The sequence below is a fragment of the Terrabacter sp. P2_E3 genome, from assembly GCF_056403915.1.
Map to the genome: position 1 here is coordinate 104,007 of NZ_JBFUEN010000014.1, position 15,716 is coordinate 119,722.

General features: G+C 70.2%; 10 protein-coding genes and 1 tRNA gene. All 11 read left to right on the forward strand.

The genetic code is table 11. From position 1 onward, the window contains the following. The first annotated feature begins 2 nt into the window (after nucleotides 1-2). A complete protein-coding gene (gene trpB / locus AC1DW8_RS18150; RefSeq protein ID WP_478095395.1) occupies nucleotides 3-1,262 on the forward strand; it encodes a tryptophan synthase subunit beta in 1,260 nt (419 codons plus the stop codon). Then, nucleotides 1,259-2,059 carry a tryptophan synthase subunit alpha gene (trpA, locus tag AC1DW8_RS18155; protein WP_056776581.1) on the forward strand — a complete coding sequence of 267 codons (801 nt, stop codon included), beginning with the start codon at nucleotides 1,259-1,261 and terminating at the stop codon, nucleotides 2,057-2,059. Before trpB ends, trpA begins: the two co-directional genes overlap by 4 nt. Further along, nucleotides 2,056-3,132: a prolipoprotein diacylglyceryl transferase gene (gene lgt, locus AC1DW8_RS18160; RefSeq protein ID WP_478095396.1), complete on the forward strand. Its 1,077-nt coding sequence runs from the start codon at nucleotides 2,056-2,058 to the stop codon at nucleotides 3,130-3,132. The genes trpA and lgt overlap by 4 nt, the downstream gene beginning before the upstream one ends. A 202-nt stretch (nucleotides 3,133-3,334) precedes the next feature. Next, nucleotides 3,335-7,900, forward strand: a complete 4,566-nt coding sequence (gene gltB / locus AC1DW8_RS18165) for a glutamate synthase large subunit (RefSeq protein ID WP_478095397.1) — start codon at nucleotides 3,335-3,337, stop codon at nucleotides 7,898-7,900. Beyond that, nucleotides 7,893-9,350: a glutamate synthase subunit beta gene (locus AC1DW8_RS18170; protein WP_056826952.1), complete on the forward strand. Its 1,458-nt coding sequence runs from the start codon at nucleotides 7,893-7,895 to the stop codon at nucleotides 9,348-9,350. Before gltB ends, AC1DW8_RS18170 begins: the two co-directional genes overlap by 8 nt. Nucleotides 9,351-9,535: 185 nt before the next feature. Further along, nucleotides 9,536-10,993 (forward strand): pyruvate kinase, encoded by a 1,458-nt coding sequence (gene pyk / locus AC1DW8_RS18175; protein ID WP_056776589.1) that lies wholly within the window; start codon nucleotides 9,536-9,538, stop codon nucleotides 10,991-10,993. A gap of 137 nt (nucleotides 10,994-11,130) precedes the next feature. Continuing rightward, nucleotides 11,131-11,213 (forward strand) — tRNA-Leu (locus tag AC1DW8_RS18180). Nucleotides 11,214-11,381: 168 nt separating this feature from the next. After that, nucleotides 11,382-12,083 carry an ANTAR domain-containing response regulator gene (locus AC1DW8_RS18185; protein ID WP_082619827.1) on the forward strand — a complete coding sequence of 234 codons (702 nt, stop codon included), beginning with the start codon at nucleotides 11,382-11,384 and terminating at the stop codon, nucleotides 12,081-12,083. Nucleotides 12,084-12,234: 151 nt separating this feature from the next. After that, on the forward strand, nucleotides 12,235-13,377 hold the full coding sequence (locus AC1DW8_RS18190) for a branched-chain amino acid ABC transporter substrate-binding protein (RefSeq protein ID WP_235508749.1): 1,143 nt from the start codon (nucleotides 12,235-12,237) through the stop codon (nucleotides 13,375-13,377). A 111-nt stretch (nucleotides 13,378-13,488) separates the two neighbouring features. Beyond that, nucleotides 13,489-14,478 (forward strand): branched-chain amino acid ABC transporter permease, encoded by a 990-nt coding sequence (locus tag AC1DW8_RS18195; RefSeq protein ID WP_056776594.1) that lies wholly within the window; start codon nucleotides 13,489-13,491, stop codon nucleotides 14,476-14,478. Further along, nucleotides 14,475-15,623, forward strand: coding sequence for a branched-chain amino acid ABC transporter permease (locus AC1DW8_RS18200; RefSeq protein WP_056776597.1), 1,149 nt, complete (start codon nucleotides 14,475-14,477; stop codon nucleotides 15,621-15,623). Before AC1DW8_RS18195 ends, AC1DW8_RS18200 begins: the two co-directional genes overlap by 4 nt. Nucleotides 15,624-15,716 lie beyond the last annotated feature (93 nt).

Sequence of the window (15,716 nt, forward strand, 5' to 3'; positions counted from 1 at the left end):
GCATGACCACGACATCCAACGTGCCGGCATACGGCCGCTTCGGGGGTTTCGGCGGACGCTACGTCCCCGAGGCGCTCATCCCCGCCCTCGAGCAGCTCGAGGAGGTCTGGCGCAAGGCCGTCGTCGACCCGGAGTTCGTCGGCGAGCTCGAGCGTCTCCAGCGCACCTACACGGGGCGGCCGAGCATCATCACCGAGGTGCCGCGTTTCGCCGAGCACTGCGGCGGCGCCCGCGTCATCCTCAAGCGCGAGGACCTCAACCACACCGGTTCGCACAAGATCAACAACGTCCTCGGCCAGGCCCTGCTGACCAAGCGCATGGGCAAGACGCGCGTCATCGCCGAGACCGGTGCGGGCCAGCACGGCGTCGCGACGGCCACGGCCGCTGCCCTGCTCGGTCTCGAGTGCGTCGTCTACATGGGCCGCAAGGACACCGAGCGCCAGGCGCTCAACGTCGCGCGGATGCGCCTGCTCGGCGCCGAGGTCGTCGCGGTCGACAACGGCAGCAAGACGCTCAAGGACGCCGTCAACGAGGCGTTCCGCGACTGGGTCGCCAACGTCGAGACCACGCACTACGTCCTCGGCACCGTCACCGGGCCGCACCCCTTCCCCGAGATGGTCCGCGACTTCCACCGCGTCATCGGTGTCGAGGCGCGCCAGCAGGTGCTCGACCTCGTCGGTCGGCTGCCCGACGCCGTCCTCGCCTGCGTCGGCGGCGGCTCCAACGCGATGGGGATCTTCCACCGCTTCATCGACGACCGCTCGGTCCGGCTCATCGGGTTCGAGGCGGGCGGCGAGGGCGTCGAGTCCGGCAAGCACGCGGCGCGCTTCTCGGCCGGCATCCCCGGCGTGCTCCACGGCGCCTTCACCTACGTCATGCAGGACGAGGACGGCCAGACCGTCGAGTCGCACAGCGTCTCGGCGGGTCTCGACTACCCCAGCGTCGGACCCGAGCACGCCCACCTGCTCGAGTCGGGGCGCGCGGAGTACCGCCCGATCAGCGACGTCGAGGCCATGGAGGCCTTCTCGCTGCTCTCGCGCACCGAGGGCATCCTGCCCGCCATCGAGAGCGCGCACGCGCTCGCCGGTGCGATGAAGGTCGGCCGCGAGCTCGGACCCGACGCCGTCCTGCTCGTCAACCTCTCGGGGCGCGGCGACAAGGACGTCCACACGGCGGCCGAGTGGTTCGGCCTCATCGGCGACGACGGCTCGCCGCGTCTGCCGGACGACGACGGCGCCAAGGGCATGGGGGAGCAGCAGTGAGCGTCGCCACCATCATCGAGAAGTGCCGTGCCGACAACCGCGCGGCCCTCATCGGCTACCTCCCCGTCGGCTTCCCCTCGGTCGAGGGGTCGATCTCCGCCATGAAGGTCCTCGTCGAGTCCGGCGTCGACATCATCGAGATCGGGGTGCCCTACAGCGACCCGGTCATGGACGGGCCCGTCATCCAGGATGCCGCCGTGCGGGCCCTCGCGGCCGGCGTGCACCTGACCGACATCTTCACGGCGGCGCATGAGGTCTCGGCCGCCGGCGCGGGTGCGCTCGTCATGACGTACTGGAACCCCGTCCTGCGCTACGGCGTCGAGCGCTTCGCCGCCGACCTCGCCGCCGCCGGGGGAGCCGGGCTCATCACCCCTGACCTCATCCCCGACGAGGCCGGCGACTGGATCGCCGCTGCCGACGCCCACGACCTCGACAAGGTCTTCCTCGTGGCCCCGAGCTCGACCCCCGAGCGCCTCGAGGCCGTGACCTCCCAGTGCCGTGGCTTCGTCTACGCGACCGCAGTCATGGGCGTCACCGGTGCGCGCGCCAGCGTCGGCGAGGCCGCCGACGCCCTCGTCTCACGCACCCGCGAGCACACCGACCTGCCCGTCTGCGTCGGGCTCGGTGTCTCGACCGGCGACCAGGCGGCCCAGGTGGGCCGCTACGCCGACGGCGTCATCGTCGGCTCGGCGCTCGTGCGCTGCCTCACCGAGGCCGACTCCGACGAGCAGGGCCTCGAGGCGCTCGGCGCCCTCGCCCGCGAGCTCGCCGACGGCGTCCGCCGGGGCCGGTCATGAGCCTGCTCGCCGGGGTCCCGGCCGCGCTGGGCGCCGTCCTGCCCACCGACATCCCGTCGCCGAGCGTCGGGGTCTGGCACCTGGGCCCGCTGCCGATCCGCGGCTATGCCTTGTGCATCCTCGCGGGCATCGTCGTCGCCGTCTGGCTGACGCAGAAGCGGCTCGAGGCCCGTGGGCACCGCAAGGGCGTCGCCATCGACATCTCCGCCTGGGCGGTGCCGTTCGGCATCGTCGGCGGACGCATCTACCACCTCATCACGACGCCGCAGCCGTACTTCGGCGAGAACGGCCAGCCGTGGAAGGCGTTCGCCATCTACGAGGGCGGCCTCGGCATCTGGGGCGCCGTGGCGCTCGGCGCCGTCGGCGCGTGGATCGGCTGCCGCAAGAACGGCGTCGCCTTCCGCGACTTCGTCGACGCCGCCGCTCCCGGGCTCGCGATCGCCCAGGCCATGGGCCGCTTCGGCAACTGGTTCAACAACGAGATCTACGGCGCGCCGACCGACCTGCCGTGGCGGCTGCGCATCTACGAGTGGGACACCTCCCTCGGCCGGGCCGTCGTCGACGCTCAGGGCAACCCCGTCGTCAAGGGCTACTTCCACCCGACGTTCCTCTACGAGGCCCTCTGGTGCCTGCTGCTCGCGGCCTTCCTCATCTGGCTCGGCCGGCATCGCCGGCTCAAGGCGGGCCAGGTCTTCGCCGCCTACGTCATGGGCTACCCGATCGGCCGCATCGTCATCGAGAACATGCGCACCGACTCGGCCAACCTCATCCTCGGTCAGCGCGTCAACACGTGGGTCTCGATCCTCGTGTTCCTGCTCGGCGTCTACCTGTGGCGGCGCTTCGCCCGGATGGAGCAGCCCCCGGTCCCGGTGTCGGCGGACGACCCGACCCTTGAGGGGGCGGGGGACCACCCCGACGAGAAGGACGACGCGGCGGGTCGCGAGTCGGCGCAGGAGCCGACCGACGAGCCGGGCGCCGACGACCCCGAAGATCCTTCGGTGCAGACCGGCTCGGACCGGCCGAACGACACCGTGGGCAGCGACGCGAAGGTGGACCGTCCGGCGCAGTCCTGATGCGGTCTGCATCACGTCCCGACCGTGGCCGTGAGCACGGCGTCTCACGATTCGGAATCCGCCGTATCAACAGGTAGGACGAGCGGTCCCTCCGATATCGTCGTCAGCAACGCCTGTGGCCAGTGCCGTCCACATGCCCTCAGTCATGTCGCGTGGCCCCGTCGCGGTCGCCCGCCTGGGACCCAGCAGAAGGACGGTGAAGATGCCGCCGCACACCCGCACCCGTGCCCTCTTCAGTGCACACCCGGAGAACTCCGGTCTCTACCGACGCGAGTTCGAGCACGACGCCTGCGGTGTCGCCCTCATCGCGACGATGCGGGGGACGGCCGGTCACGACATCGTCGACCACGCCCTCACGGCACTGCGCAACCTCGACCACCGTGGTGCCACGGGCGCCGACCCGCTCGTCGGTGACGGCGCGGGCATCCTGACGCAGATCCCCGACGAGTTCTTCCGGGCGAACGTCCCCTTCACGCTCCCCAACAGCGGGGCGTATGCCGCCGGCATCGCCTTCCTGCCCCCCAACCCCATCGAGCGGGCCGCCGCCAAGGCCCGCATCGAGGAGATCGCGGTCGCCGAGAACCTCAAGGTGCTCGGCTGGCGCGAGGTCCCCGTCGAGGCCGACCTCGTCGGCACCGTCGCGCGCGACTGCATGCCGTTCTTCGAGCAGCTCTTCGTCAGCAGCTCGATCGGCCGCCAGGTGGCCCTCGGACTCGACCGCCTCGCGTTCTGCCTGCGCAAGCGCGCCGAGCACGAGGTCGACGTCTACTTCGCCTCGCTCAGCTCCCGCACCATCGTCTACAAGGGCATGCTGACGACCGGCCAGCTCGAGCCGTTCTTCCCCGACCTGTCGGACCCGCGCTTCGCGAGCGAGCTCGCCCTCGTGCACTCGCGTTTCTCGACCAACACGTTCCCGTCGTGGCCCCTCGCGCACCCGTACCGGTTCATCGCCCACAACGGCGAGATCAACACCGTCAAGGGCAACCGCAACTGGATGCACGCCCGCGAGAGCCTGCTGACGTCCGACATCATCCCGGGCGACCTCGAGCGGATCTTCCCGGTCTGCACGCCGGAGGCGTCCGACTCGGCGAGCTTCGACGAGGTGCTCGAGCTGCTCCACCTCGGTGGCCGTTCGCTCCCGCACGCCGTGCTCATGATGATCCCCGAGGCGTGGGAGAACCACGCCACGATGGACCCCGCCCGCAAGGCCTTCTACGAGTTCCACTCGACCTTCATGGAGCCGTGGGACGGCCCGGCCAACGTCTGCTTCAGCGACGGCACGCTCGTCGGGGCGGTCCTCGACCGCAACGGCCTGCGTCCGGGCCGCTACACCGTCACCGACGACGGCCTCGTCGTCCTCGCGTCGGAGTCCGGCGTGCTCGAGCTCGACCCGCGGACCATCGTCCAGCGGGGCCGGCTGCAGCCCGGGAAAATGTTCCTCGTCGACACCGAGCACGGCCGCATCGTCAGCGACGAGGAGATCAAGAGCCAGCTCGCGGCCGCCAAGCCGTACGCCGAGTGGCTCCACGCCGGTCTCATCCGCCTCGAGGACCTTCCCGAGCGCGAGCACATCGTGCACACGGCCGCCTCGGTCGCCCGGCGCCAGCAGACCTTCGGCTACACCGCCGAGGAGCTGCGCATCCTGCTGACGCCGATGGCCCGGTCGGGTGGCGAGGCGCTCGGCTCGATGGGCACCGACACGCCCATCGCCGTCCTGTCGTCGCGGCCACGCCTGCTCTTCGACTACTTCACCCAGCTCTTCGCGCAGGTCACCAACCCCCCGCTCGACGCGATCCGCGAGGAGCTCGTCACCTCGCTCGGCACGTACATGGGCCCGGAGGGCAATGCGCTGTCGGCGTCCCCGAGCCACGCCCGGCAGCTCGTCCTCGACTTCCCCGTCATCGACAACGACGAGCTCGCCAAGATCGTGCACATCAACGCCGACGGCGACCTGCCCGGCTACGCCACGCACGTCGTCCGCGGCCTCTACGACGTCACCGGGGGAGCGGCCGCCATGCGCGACCGCCTCGAGGAGATCTTCGCCGAGGTCTCGCAGGCGATCCGCCGCGGAGCCCGCTTCGTCGTGCTCTCCGACCGCGACTCGGGCCGTGACCTCGCGCCCATCCCGTCGCTGCTGCTCACGGCTGCCGTCCACCACCACCTCATCCGCGAGAAGACCCGCACCCAGGTGGGTCTGCTCGTCGAGGCCGGCGACGTGCGCGAGGTCCACCACGTGGCCCTGCTCATCGGCTTCGGTGCCGCCGCCGTCAACCCCTACCTGGCCATGGAGACCGTCGAGGACCTCGTCCGGGCGGGCGAGATCGAGGGCGTCACGGCCGAGAAGGCCGTCGCCAACCTCATCAAGGCGCTCGGCAAGGGTGTCCTCAAGGTCATGTCCAAGATGGGCATCTCGACCGTCGCCTCCTACCGCGGCGCCCAGGTCTTCGAGGCCATCGGCCTGGCCCAGCCGCTCGTCGACCGCTACTTCACGGGCACCGTCAGCCAGCTCGGCGGCGTCGGCCTCGACGTCATCGCCCGCGAGGCGGCCGAGCGCCATGCCCGGGCTTACCCGCCGGACGGCGTCCACCAGCCGCACCGCACCCTCGAGGTCGGCGGCGAGTACCAGTGGCGCCGCGAGGGCGAGCCGCACCTCTTCGACCCCGAGACGGTCTTCCGCCTCCAGCACTCGACGCGCCAGCGCCGCTACGACATCTTCAAGCAGTACACGGGGCGCATCGACGACCAGACGTCCCGGCTCATGACGCTGCGCGGTCTCATGGGCTTCCGGCCGACCGGGGTCACGGGCCGGCTGCCCGTGCCGATCGAGGAGGTCGAGCCGGTCAGCGAGATCGTCAGGCGCTTCAACACGGGGGCGATGAGCTACGGCTCGATCTCCAAGGAGGCGCACGAGACCCTCGCGATCGCGATGAACCACCTCGGCGGGCGCTCCAACACCGGCGAGGGCGGCGAGGAGATCGACCGGCTGCTCGACCCCGAGCGCCGCTCGGCCGTCAAGCAGGTCGCGTCCGGACGCTTCGGCGTCACGAGCCTCTACCTCACCCACTCCGACGACATCCAGATCAAGATGGCGCAGGGCGCCAAGCCCGGCGAGGGCGGGCAGCTGCCCGGGCACAAGGTCTACCCGTGGGTGGCCAAGACGCGGCACTCGACGCCCGGCGTCGGGCTCATCTCGCCGCCCCCGCACCACGACATCTACTCGATCGAGGACCTGGCGCAGCTGATCCACGACCTCAAGAACGCCAACCCGGCGGCGCGCATCCACGTCAAGCTCGTCTCCGAGATCGGTGTCGGCACGGTCGCGGCGGGCGTGTCCAAGGCGCACGCCGACGTCGTGCTCATCTCCGGCCACGACGGCGGCACGGGCGCCTCGCCGCTCACCTCGCTCAAGCACGCGGGCGCGCCGTGGGAGCTCGGCCTCGCCGAGGCCCAGCAGACCCTCGTGCTCAACGGCCTGCGCGACCGCATCGTCGTCCAGGTCGACGGGCAGCTCAAGACCGGTCGCGACGTCGTCGTGGCTGCGCTGCTCGGTGCCGAGGAGTTCGGCTTCGCCACCGCTCCGCTCGTCGTCTCGGGCTGCATCATGATGCGCGTCTGCCACCTCGACACCTGTCCGGTCGGCATCGCGACCCAGAACCCCGAGCTGCGCTCGCGCTTCTCCGGCAAGCCGGAGTTCGTCGAGACCTTCTTCGAGTACATCGCGGAGGAGGTGCGTGAGCACCTGGCCTCGCTCGGCTTCCGCTCGATCGAGGAGGCCGTCGGCCAGGTCGGCAGCCTCGACCTCGACAAGGCCATCGCGCACTGGAAGGCGTCCGGCCTGGACCTCAGCCCCATCCTCGCCGTCGCCGACAACCCGACCGGTGGCACGCTCCACCAGTCGGCCACGCAGGACCACGGGCTCGACAAGGCGCTCGACAACGAGCTGCTGAGCCGCGCCCTGTCGGCCATCGAGTCCGGCGAGGCGGTGCGCACCGAGATCGCGGTGCGCAACGTCAACCGCACCGTCGGCACGATGCTCGGCCACCACGTGACCAAGGCGCACCCGCACGGTCTCGCCGACAACACGATCGAGCTGACGATGACCGGGTCCGGTGGGCAGTCCTTCGGCGCCTTCCTGCCGGCGGGCGTCACGATGCAGCTCTTCGGCGACGCCAACGACTACGTCGGCAAGGGACTGTCGGGCGGCCGCGTGGCCGTCCGGCCGCACCGCGAGGCCACCCTCGTTGCCGAGGAGAACGTCATCGGTGGCAACGTCATCGCCTACGGCGCGACGACCGGGCAGCTCTTCCTGCGCGGCATCGTCGGCGAGCGCTTCTGCGTGCGCAACTCCGGCGCCCATGCGGTCGTCGAGGGTGTCGGCGACCACGGCTGCGAGTACATGACCGGTGGTACGGCCGTCGTGCTCGGCCGGACCGGTCGCAACTTCGCGGCCGGCATGTCCGGTGGCCTCGCCTACGTCCTCGACCTCGACGCCGACCTCGTCAACCGCGAGATGGTCGACCTCATGCCGCTACGGCCCGACGACGAGGGGCCGCTCCGAGAGCTGCTCGAGGGCCATGTCAGGTGGACCGAGTCGCCGGTCGCGCGAGCGCTGCTCGACGACTGGGCGGCGGCGCGCGAGCGCTTCACGCTCGTGCTCCCGCGCGACTACCAGCGTGTCCTCGACGTCCGGACCGAAGCCGAGGCGCAGGGCCTCGACCTCGACGGACCCGAAGTGTGGAACCGGATCATGGAGGCTTCCCGTGGCTGACCCCCAAGGCTTTCTCACCACCCGCGAGCGCGAGCTCCCGGCCCGCCGTCCCGTCCCCGTGCGCATTCGGGACTGGAAGGAGGTCTACGAGGAGCAGGAGCTCGGCCAGCTCCAGCGCCAGGCCGGCCGCTGCATGGACTGCGGCATCCCGTTCTGCCACTCCGGCTGCCCCCTCGGCAACCTCATCCCCGAGTGGAACAACTTCGCCTGGCGCGGGGACTGGTCCGACGCCATCGAGCGGCTCCACGCGACGAACAACTTCCCGGAGTTCACCGGCCGTCTCTGCCCGGCGCCGTGCGAGACGGCGTGCGTGCTCGGCATCAACCAGCCGGCCGTGACGATCAAGCAGGTCGAGGTCACGACGATCGAGCGCGCCTTCGACGAGGGCCTCGTCAAGCCGCTCCCGCCCGAGCGCCTGTCCGGCAAGACGGTCGCCGTCGTCGGGTCGGGCCCGGCCGGTCTGGCGGCCGCCCAGCAGCTGACGCGCGCGGGCCACACCGTCGCCGTCTTCGAGCGCGCCGACAAGCCCGGCGGTCTGCTGCGCTACGGCATCCCCGAGTTCAAGATGGAGAAGTCGGTCCTCGACCGGCGTCTGGACCAGATGACGGCCGAGGGCACCCGCTTCCGCAACGGGATGGACGTCGGGGTCGACATCACGGGTCGCCAGCTGCGCGACCGATACGACGCCGTCGTGCTCGCGCTCGGGGCCACGGTCCCGCGCGACCTCGACGTCCCGGGTCGCCGGCTCGGCGGCATCCACCAGGCGATGGACTACCTCCCGCAAGGCAACCGGGCTGCGCTCGGCGAGCAGGTTGAGGGCCAGATCCTGGCCACCGACAAGCACGTCATCGTCATCGGCGGCGGTGACACCGGTGCCGACTGCATCGGCACCGCCCATCGACAGGGCGCGGCGTCCGTCACGAGCCTCGAGATCATGCCGCAGCCGGGGGAGGACCGCCCCGGCACCCAGCCGTGGCCGACCTACCCGATGCTCTACCGCGTCGCGAGCGCCCACGAGGAGGGCGGCGAGCGCCTCTACGCCGTCAGCACGACGGAGTTCGTCGGCGACGACGACGGCAACGTCGCGGCGCTGCGCCTGACCGAGGTCGAGTTCGTCGACGGCCGCCCGACGTCCAAGCCCGGCACCGAGCGCGAGATCCCGGCCCAGCTGGTCCTGTTCGCGATGGGCTTCCTGGGGCCGCAGGGTCCGGGCGTCGTCGAGCAGCTCGGTGTCGCGCTCGACGAGCGCAGCAACGTGCAGCGGGACAAGAACTTCATGAGCTCGGTCCCCGGCGTCTTCGTCGCCGGCGATGCCGGCCGCGGCCAGTCGCTCATCGTCTGGGCCATCGCCGAGGGGCGCGCCGCCGCCGCCGGCGTCGACGCGTGGCTCACCGGTTCGAGCTCGCTGCCGCGTCCGATCGGCCCGAGCGACCGCCCCGTCACGGTGTGACCGCGCCGGCCGACATCCGGCCACCCCGCCACACCCGGACGTATGCCGTGTCGCCACCTCGGCGACACGGCATACGCTCATGATCACCCTGAGCCACAACGGAGCCCGCGCCGACGACGCCGCGGGGCGTCCCACAGGACGAACCCACGTGGTGACCCACGTCACAGCACCCATAAGGTTGAAGCATGCGTCGCGCCAAGATCGTCTGCACGATCGGACCCAAGACCTCATCGCCCACCCAGCTCCGCGCCCTCGTCGACGCCGGCATGGACGTCGCCCGACTCAACCTCTCCCACGGTGACCACTCCGTGCACGAGCAGGTCTACCGCGACTGCCGCGCCGCGAGCGACGCGTCGGGACGTGCCGTCGGCATCCTCGTCGACCTCCAGGGCCCCAAGATCCGCACCGGGCGCTTCTCCGGCGGTCCGGTGACGCTGAGCCCCGGCCAGCGCTTCACCATCACCACCCGCGAGGTCGACGGCGACGACAGCATCGTCGGTACCACCTACGACGGCCTCCCCGGTGACGTGACTCCGGGTGACGTCCTGCTCATCGACGACGGCAAGGTCATGCTGCGCGCGATCGAGGTCACCGACACCGACGTGCTCACCGAGACCGTCATCGGCGGCCAGGTCAGCAACAACAAGGGCATCAACCTGCCCGGCGTGGCCGTCAGCGTCCCCGCCCTGTCCGACAAGGACCGCGAGGACCTCCGCTTCGCGATGCGTCTCGGCGTCGACATGATCGCGCTGTCGTTCGTGCGCTCGGCCGACGACATCGTCGACGTGCACGCGATCATGGACGAGTTCGGTGAGCGCATCCCGGTCATCGCCAAGATCGAGAAGCCGCAGGCCGTCGACAACCTCGAGGGCATCGTCGCGGCGTTCGACGGCATCATGGTCGCCCGCGGCGACCTCGGCGTCGAGATGCCCCTCGAGGACGTTCCGCTCGTGCAGAAGCGCGCCATCGAGCTGGCCCGTCGCGAGGCCAAGCCGGTCATCGTCGCCACGCAGGTGCTCGAGTCGATGATCGAGAACCCCCGCCCGACCCGCGCCGAGGCCTCCGACGCGGCCAACGCGGTGCTCGACGGCGCCGACGCGCTCATGCTCTCCGGCGAGACGTCCGTCGGCGCCTGGCCGATCGACTCGGTGCGCACCATGGCGCGGATCATCGAGTCCACCGAGGTCCACGGCTACGACAAGATCGCCCGGATGAAGACCAACCCCAAGACGGTCGGGGGTGCGGTCACCAAGGCGGCGGCCGAGATCGGCGAGGTCGTCGGGGCGAAGTTCCTCATCACCTTCACCGAGACCGGTGGCTCGGCGACGCGGATGGCCCGCATCCGACCGCGTCTGCCCATGCTGGCCTTTACCTCCGAGCCGCGCGTCCGCTCGCGCCTCGCGCTCGTCTGGGGCATCGAGACCTACCTCGTGCCGCGCATGCACCACACCGACCAGTTCGCCATGCAGGTCGACCTCAAGCTCATCCCCGAGGGCCGCATCGCCGAGGGTGACCGCGTCGTCATCGTCGCCGGCTCGCCCCCCGGCATCCCCGGCTCGACGAACGCGCTGCGCGTCCACCGCGTCGGCGACGCCGTCAACCGGGCGGCCCCGGCCTACCGGCCGGAGGAGGTCACGAGCTGAGCTCGTCCGACCCGCACGACAGCAAGACCACGGATGCCGCCGGGCCGGCCCGGCGGCATCCGTGCGTCCCGGGGAGGGCCGGGCGGCCACCGGCCGCGGCTCCCGCGTCGTCACGGGTATGCTGGCGCGGCACTCCGGCCGGGGTGGTGGAATGGCAGACACGGGGCACTCAAAATGCTCTGGCCGCAAGGCCGTGCGGGTTCGAGTCCCGCCCTCGGCACCGTTGGTCGCCAGTGGCCCCACGTCCGGCCCCACGTCCGGCCCCCACGTCCGGCGCCCACGTCCGGCCCCCACGTCCGGCGCCCACGTCCGGCCCCGGGCCTGACCGCGACGCGTGGTTGACGGTCCCGAAACGCGCCGGAAACGTGGCCCCGGCTACGCTTTGCCCGTGAGCACTGACGAGAGCACGACCCCCAGGCCGACCCCCGCCACCGCCGCCGAAGCCTCCGCGGCTCCGGCCGCCCCCGAGGCGACGCCGGCACCCGAGGACGGCGGCAGCGCCACGCCGGTCAGCGGCGCCACCCGCATCCTCGTCGCCGAGGACGAGGCGCTCATCCGTCTCGACCTCGTCGAGATGCTGGGGGAGCAGGGCTACGACGTCGTCGGCCAGGCGAGCAACGGCGAGCAGGCCGTCGAGCTCGCCAAGGAGGTCAGGCCCGACCTCGTCATCATGGACGTCAAGATGCCCGTCCTCGACGGACTCTCGGCCGCCGAGCAGCTCCACGAGGCCAAGCTGTGCCCCGTCATCATGCTCACCGCGTTTTCGCAGACCGAGCTCGTCGAGCGGGCCCGCGACGCCGGGGTCATGGCCTACATCGTCAAGCCGTTCACCGCCGACGACCTGCGGCCCGCCATCGACATCGCGACGTCGCGCTGGCAGGAGCTCAAGGCCCTCGAGGCCGAGATCGCCGACCTCGGCGAGCGGCTCGAGACGCGCAAGCTCGTCGACCGCGCCAAGGGCGTGCTGATGAGCCAGCTCAAGCTGAGCGAGTCCGACGCGTTCCGCTGGATCCAGAAGACCGCGATGGACCGCCGACTCGGGATGAAGGAGGTCGCCGAGGCCGTCATCAACGGCTTTCCGGCGTCCTGACGCACGCTCGACCGCACATCGTCCGGCGTCCCGGTCCGCACAGGTCACGACACGGTCACTCATCGCGAGTTTCCCGTGACCCCGGCGCAGGGTGGGGCTTAGTCTCCAGACAGCCCTCGACCGAGGGATGTGTGACATCAGGAGGACACCCGTGCGTTCTACCCTCAAGTTCGCTGTGCCGCTCGCGGTCGCAGCGCTTGCCCTCGGCGCCTGTGGCACCAAGGGTGGCGACACTGCTACACCTGCCGCCAGCGGTGGTGCTGCAGCCTGCGGCAACTACAAGATCGGCATGTTCGGTGCTCTCACCGGCCCGAACGCCAACCTGGGCATCTACATCCAGAACGGCGTGAACCTCGCCCTCGACGACTACAACAAGAAGCACGGCGACTGCAAGGTCACGCTCGAGAACTACGACTCGCAGGGTGACCCGACGCAGGCTCCCGCTCTGGCCAAGAAGGCCATCGACGACAAGAAGGTCGTCGGCATCGTCGGCCCCGCCTTCTCCGGTGAGTCCAAGGCCGCCGACCCGGCGTTCAACGAGGCAGGCCTCGTGACGATCACGCCGTCCGCGACCAACCCGAAGCTCGCCGAGAACGGCTGGAAGACCTTCTTCCGCGCCCTCGGCAACGACGCGACCCAGGGCCCCGCGGCCGCCAAGTACATCAAGGACACCGTCAAGTCGACGAAGACCTTCGTCATCGACGACGCGTCCGAGTACGGCAAGGGCCTGGCCGACATCGTCCGCCAGGACCTCGGCTCGCAGGTCGTCGGCAACGACACCATCCAGCAGAAGCAGACCGACTTCAGCGCCTCCGTCACGAAGGTGACGAGCTCGGGCGCCGACGCGCTCTTCTTCGGTGGCTACTCGCCCGAGGCCGCGCCGCTCATCAAGCAGCTGCGTGACGCCGGCTGGAAGGGCACGTTCGTCGTGGCCGACGGTGTCAAGGACCAGTCCTTCATCGACAACGCCAAGGACGCGGCCGAGGGCACCGTCATCACCTGCCCCTGCGTCCCTGCCGACGTGGCGCCGGAGTTCCAGGCCGCCTACAAGGCGAAGTACAACGAGGACCCCAACACCTACTCCGGTGAGGGCTACGACTCCGCCACGATCCTGCTCGACGGCATCGCCGCCGGCAAGGACCGCGCGAGCATGGTCGACTTCGTGAAGGCCTACGACAAGAAGGGCGTCACGAAGCAGCTGAAGTTCGACGCCAAGGGCGAGTCGGCCGACATCAAGGTCTTCGCCTACAAGGTCGAGGGCGGCAAGATCGTCTCCGTCGGCGAGATCAAGTAACGCGTTCGTCAACGAAGGGGGGCGGTCGGAGCAGTACGCTCCGACCGCCCCTCGTTCGGTTGGCGCTCGAGCCCTGATCCCGCCCACCGCACCCGGCCCAGGAGGTCTTGGATGCAGAACCTCATCGACAACTTCTTCGCCTACACCATCACGGGCCTGACGATCGGCGCGGTCTACGCCCTCGTCGCGCTCGGCTACACGCTCGTCTACGGCGTCCTTCGCCTCATCAACTTCGCCCACTCCGAGGTGTTCATGTACGGCACCTTCGCGGCGCTGTGGGTGGTCATGCTCCTCGGTGGTCGGCCCGGCGCCGGCGTCGGGCAGGTCATCTTCTGGGTCGCGATGATGTTCGTCGCGGCCATGGCGATGTCAGGGTTCATCGCCGTGCTGCTCGAACGGGTGGCCTACCGGCCGCTCCGCAAACGCAACGCGCCACCCCTCATCGCGCTCATCTCGGCGATCGGCGCCTCGTTCGTCCTGGCCGAGATCATGGGCCTGCGCAGCCGCATCACCGGCTGGGTCGGCCTCGACGACAACCTGCGTGACTACGTCCGCAACTCGCGCAACAACGCGGGCATGCCGACGATCATCGCGCCGCAGCCGATCTTCACGGTCGGTGGCTACCACGTCACGAACGTCGACGTCTTCGTCATCGTCGGAGCGATCGCCATCATGGTCGTCCTCGACCAGTTCGTGAAGCGCTCGCGCCTCGGCCGCGGCATCCGTGCCGTCGCGATGGACCCCGAGTCGGCCGCCCTCATGGGTGTCAACCGCGACCGCGTCATCCAGGTGACGTTCCTCGTCGGTGGCGTCATGGCCGGAGCGGCTGCCGTCTTCTACATGCTGAAGATCGGCATCACCCGGTACGACGCCGGCTTCATCCTCGGCGTCAAGGCGTTCACCGCGGCCGTCCTCGGCGGCATCGGCAACCTGCGCGGTGCCCTGCTCGGCGGGTTCATCCTCGGACTGGCCGAGAACTACGGCTCCGCCGTCGTCGGCTCGCAGTGGAAGGACGTGGTGGCCTTCGTGCTCCTCATCCTCATCCTGCTCTTCCGACCCACCGGCCTGCTCGGTGAGTCCCTCGGAAAGGCGCGCGCATGAGCACCACGACGTCGACCCCCGCGGCACGCAAGCCGACCTCACCGGGCTTCCGGGAGCGGGTCACCAACCTGCCGAAGGCCGTCAAGATCCTCCTCTGGGTGCTCTTCGCGATCTTCCTGTTCCTCCTCCCGCTGCTCAACATCCCGTTCATCACGACGGAGGGCTCCGACTTCGGTGGTGTGCTCTTCACCGTCGCGACGTACGTCCTCGTCGCCCTCGGCCTCAACATCGTCGTCGGCTACGCCGGACTCCTCGACCTCGGCTACGTCGGCTTCTATGCGATCGGCGCCTACACGATCGGCGTCCTGACCTCGGAGCACGCCCACATGTCGTGGGTCGTCGTCGTGCCCATCGCGATCGTCATCGCCATGATCTCGGGCATCATCCTCGGTGCCCCGACCCTGCGCGTGCGTGGCGACTACCTCGCCATCGTGACGCTCGGGTTCGGTGAGATCGTCCGCCTCACCCTGGTCAACTCCCAGTGGCTCGGCGGGGCGCAGGGCATCTCCGACATCCCCAAGCCGCCCGGCTTCGAGCTGTTCGAGGTCCCGAGCATCGACTGGAGCAGCGGAGCCCCGGTCGTCGACCTCGACACGACCTCGACCTTCCTCAAGTTCGGGATCAACGACTTCGTGCCCTACTACTGGCTCGCCCTCGGTGTCATCTCGCTCGTCCTGCTCTTCGACATCCTCGTCAAGAGCAGCCGGGTAGGTCGAGCCTGGGAGGCCACGCGTGAGGACGAGGACGCCGCCGAGCTGATGGGCGTGCCGACCTTCCGGTTCAAGCTGCTCGCCTTCGCGCTCGGCGCCGCCATCGGTGGCCTCTCGGGTGCGCTCTTCGCGACCAAGGCGGGCTTCATCTCGCCCGACAGCTTCCAGCTGTTGCTCTCGATCCTGTTCCTGGCGGCGGTCGTCGTCGGTGGCGCCGGCAACCGCTGGGGTGTCATCGTCGGTGCGATCGTGGTGAGCTACTTCCCGGAGCGCTTCCGTGAGTTCGCGGACTTCCGCGTGCTCGTCTTCGGTCTCGCGCTCATGCTGCTCGCGATCTTCCGCCCGCAGGGTCTGCTGCCCCCGCGGCGCACGGTCCGTGCCAAGCGGGCGGACGACAGACAGGCCGTCCTCGAGGAAGGAGAAGCCAGTGTCTGATCCCACTCAGCCCACCACCGGCGACGACCCGACCGCACCCGCGGGCACCCCCGGCCCCGCCGCCCCGGCCGGCCCCGCCGGCCCGGCCGGCCC

What these genes read in the sequence shown, in the direction of transcription:
- gltB (WP_478095397.1), top strand. Translation starts at nt 3,335, where the DNA reads ATGCCGCCGCACACCCGCACCCGTGCCCTCTTCAGTGCACACCCGGAG.
- lgt (WP_478095396.1), top strand. Translation starts at nt 2,056, where the DNA reads ATGAGCCTGCTCGCCGGGGTCCCGGCCGCGCTGGGCGCCGTCCTGCCC.
- pyk (WP_056776589.1), top strand. Translation starts at nt 9,536, where the DNA reads ATGCGTCGCGCCAAGATCGTCTGCACGATCGGACCCAAGACCTCATCG.
- AC1DW8_RS18200 (WP_056776597.1), top strand. Translation starts at nt 14,475, where the DNA reads ATGAGCACCACGACGTCGACCCCCGCGGCACGCAAGCCGACCTCACCG.
- trpB (WP_478095395.1), top strand. Translation starts at nt 3, where the DNA reads ATGACCACGACATCCAACGTGCCGGCATACGGCCGCTTCGGGGGTTTC.
- AC1DW8_RS18195 (WP_056776594.1), top strand. Translation starts at nt 13,489, where the DNA reads ATGCAGAACCTCATCGACAACTTCTTCGCCTACACCATCACGGGCCTG.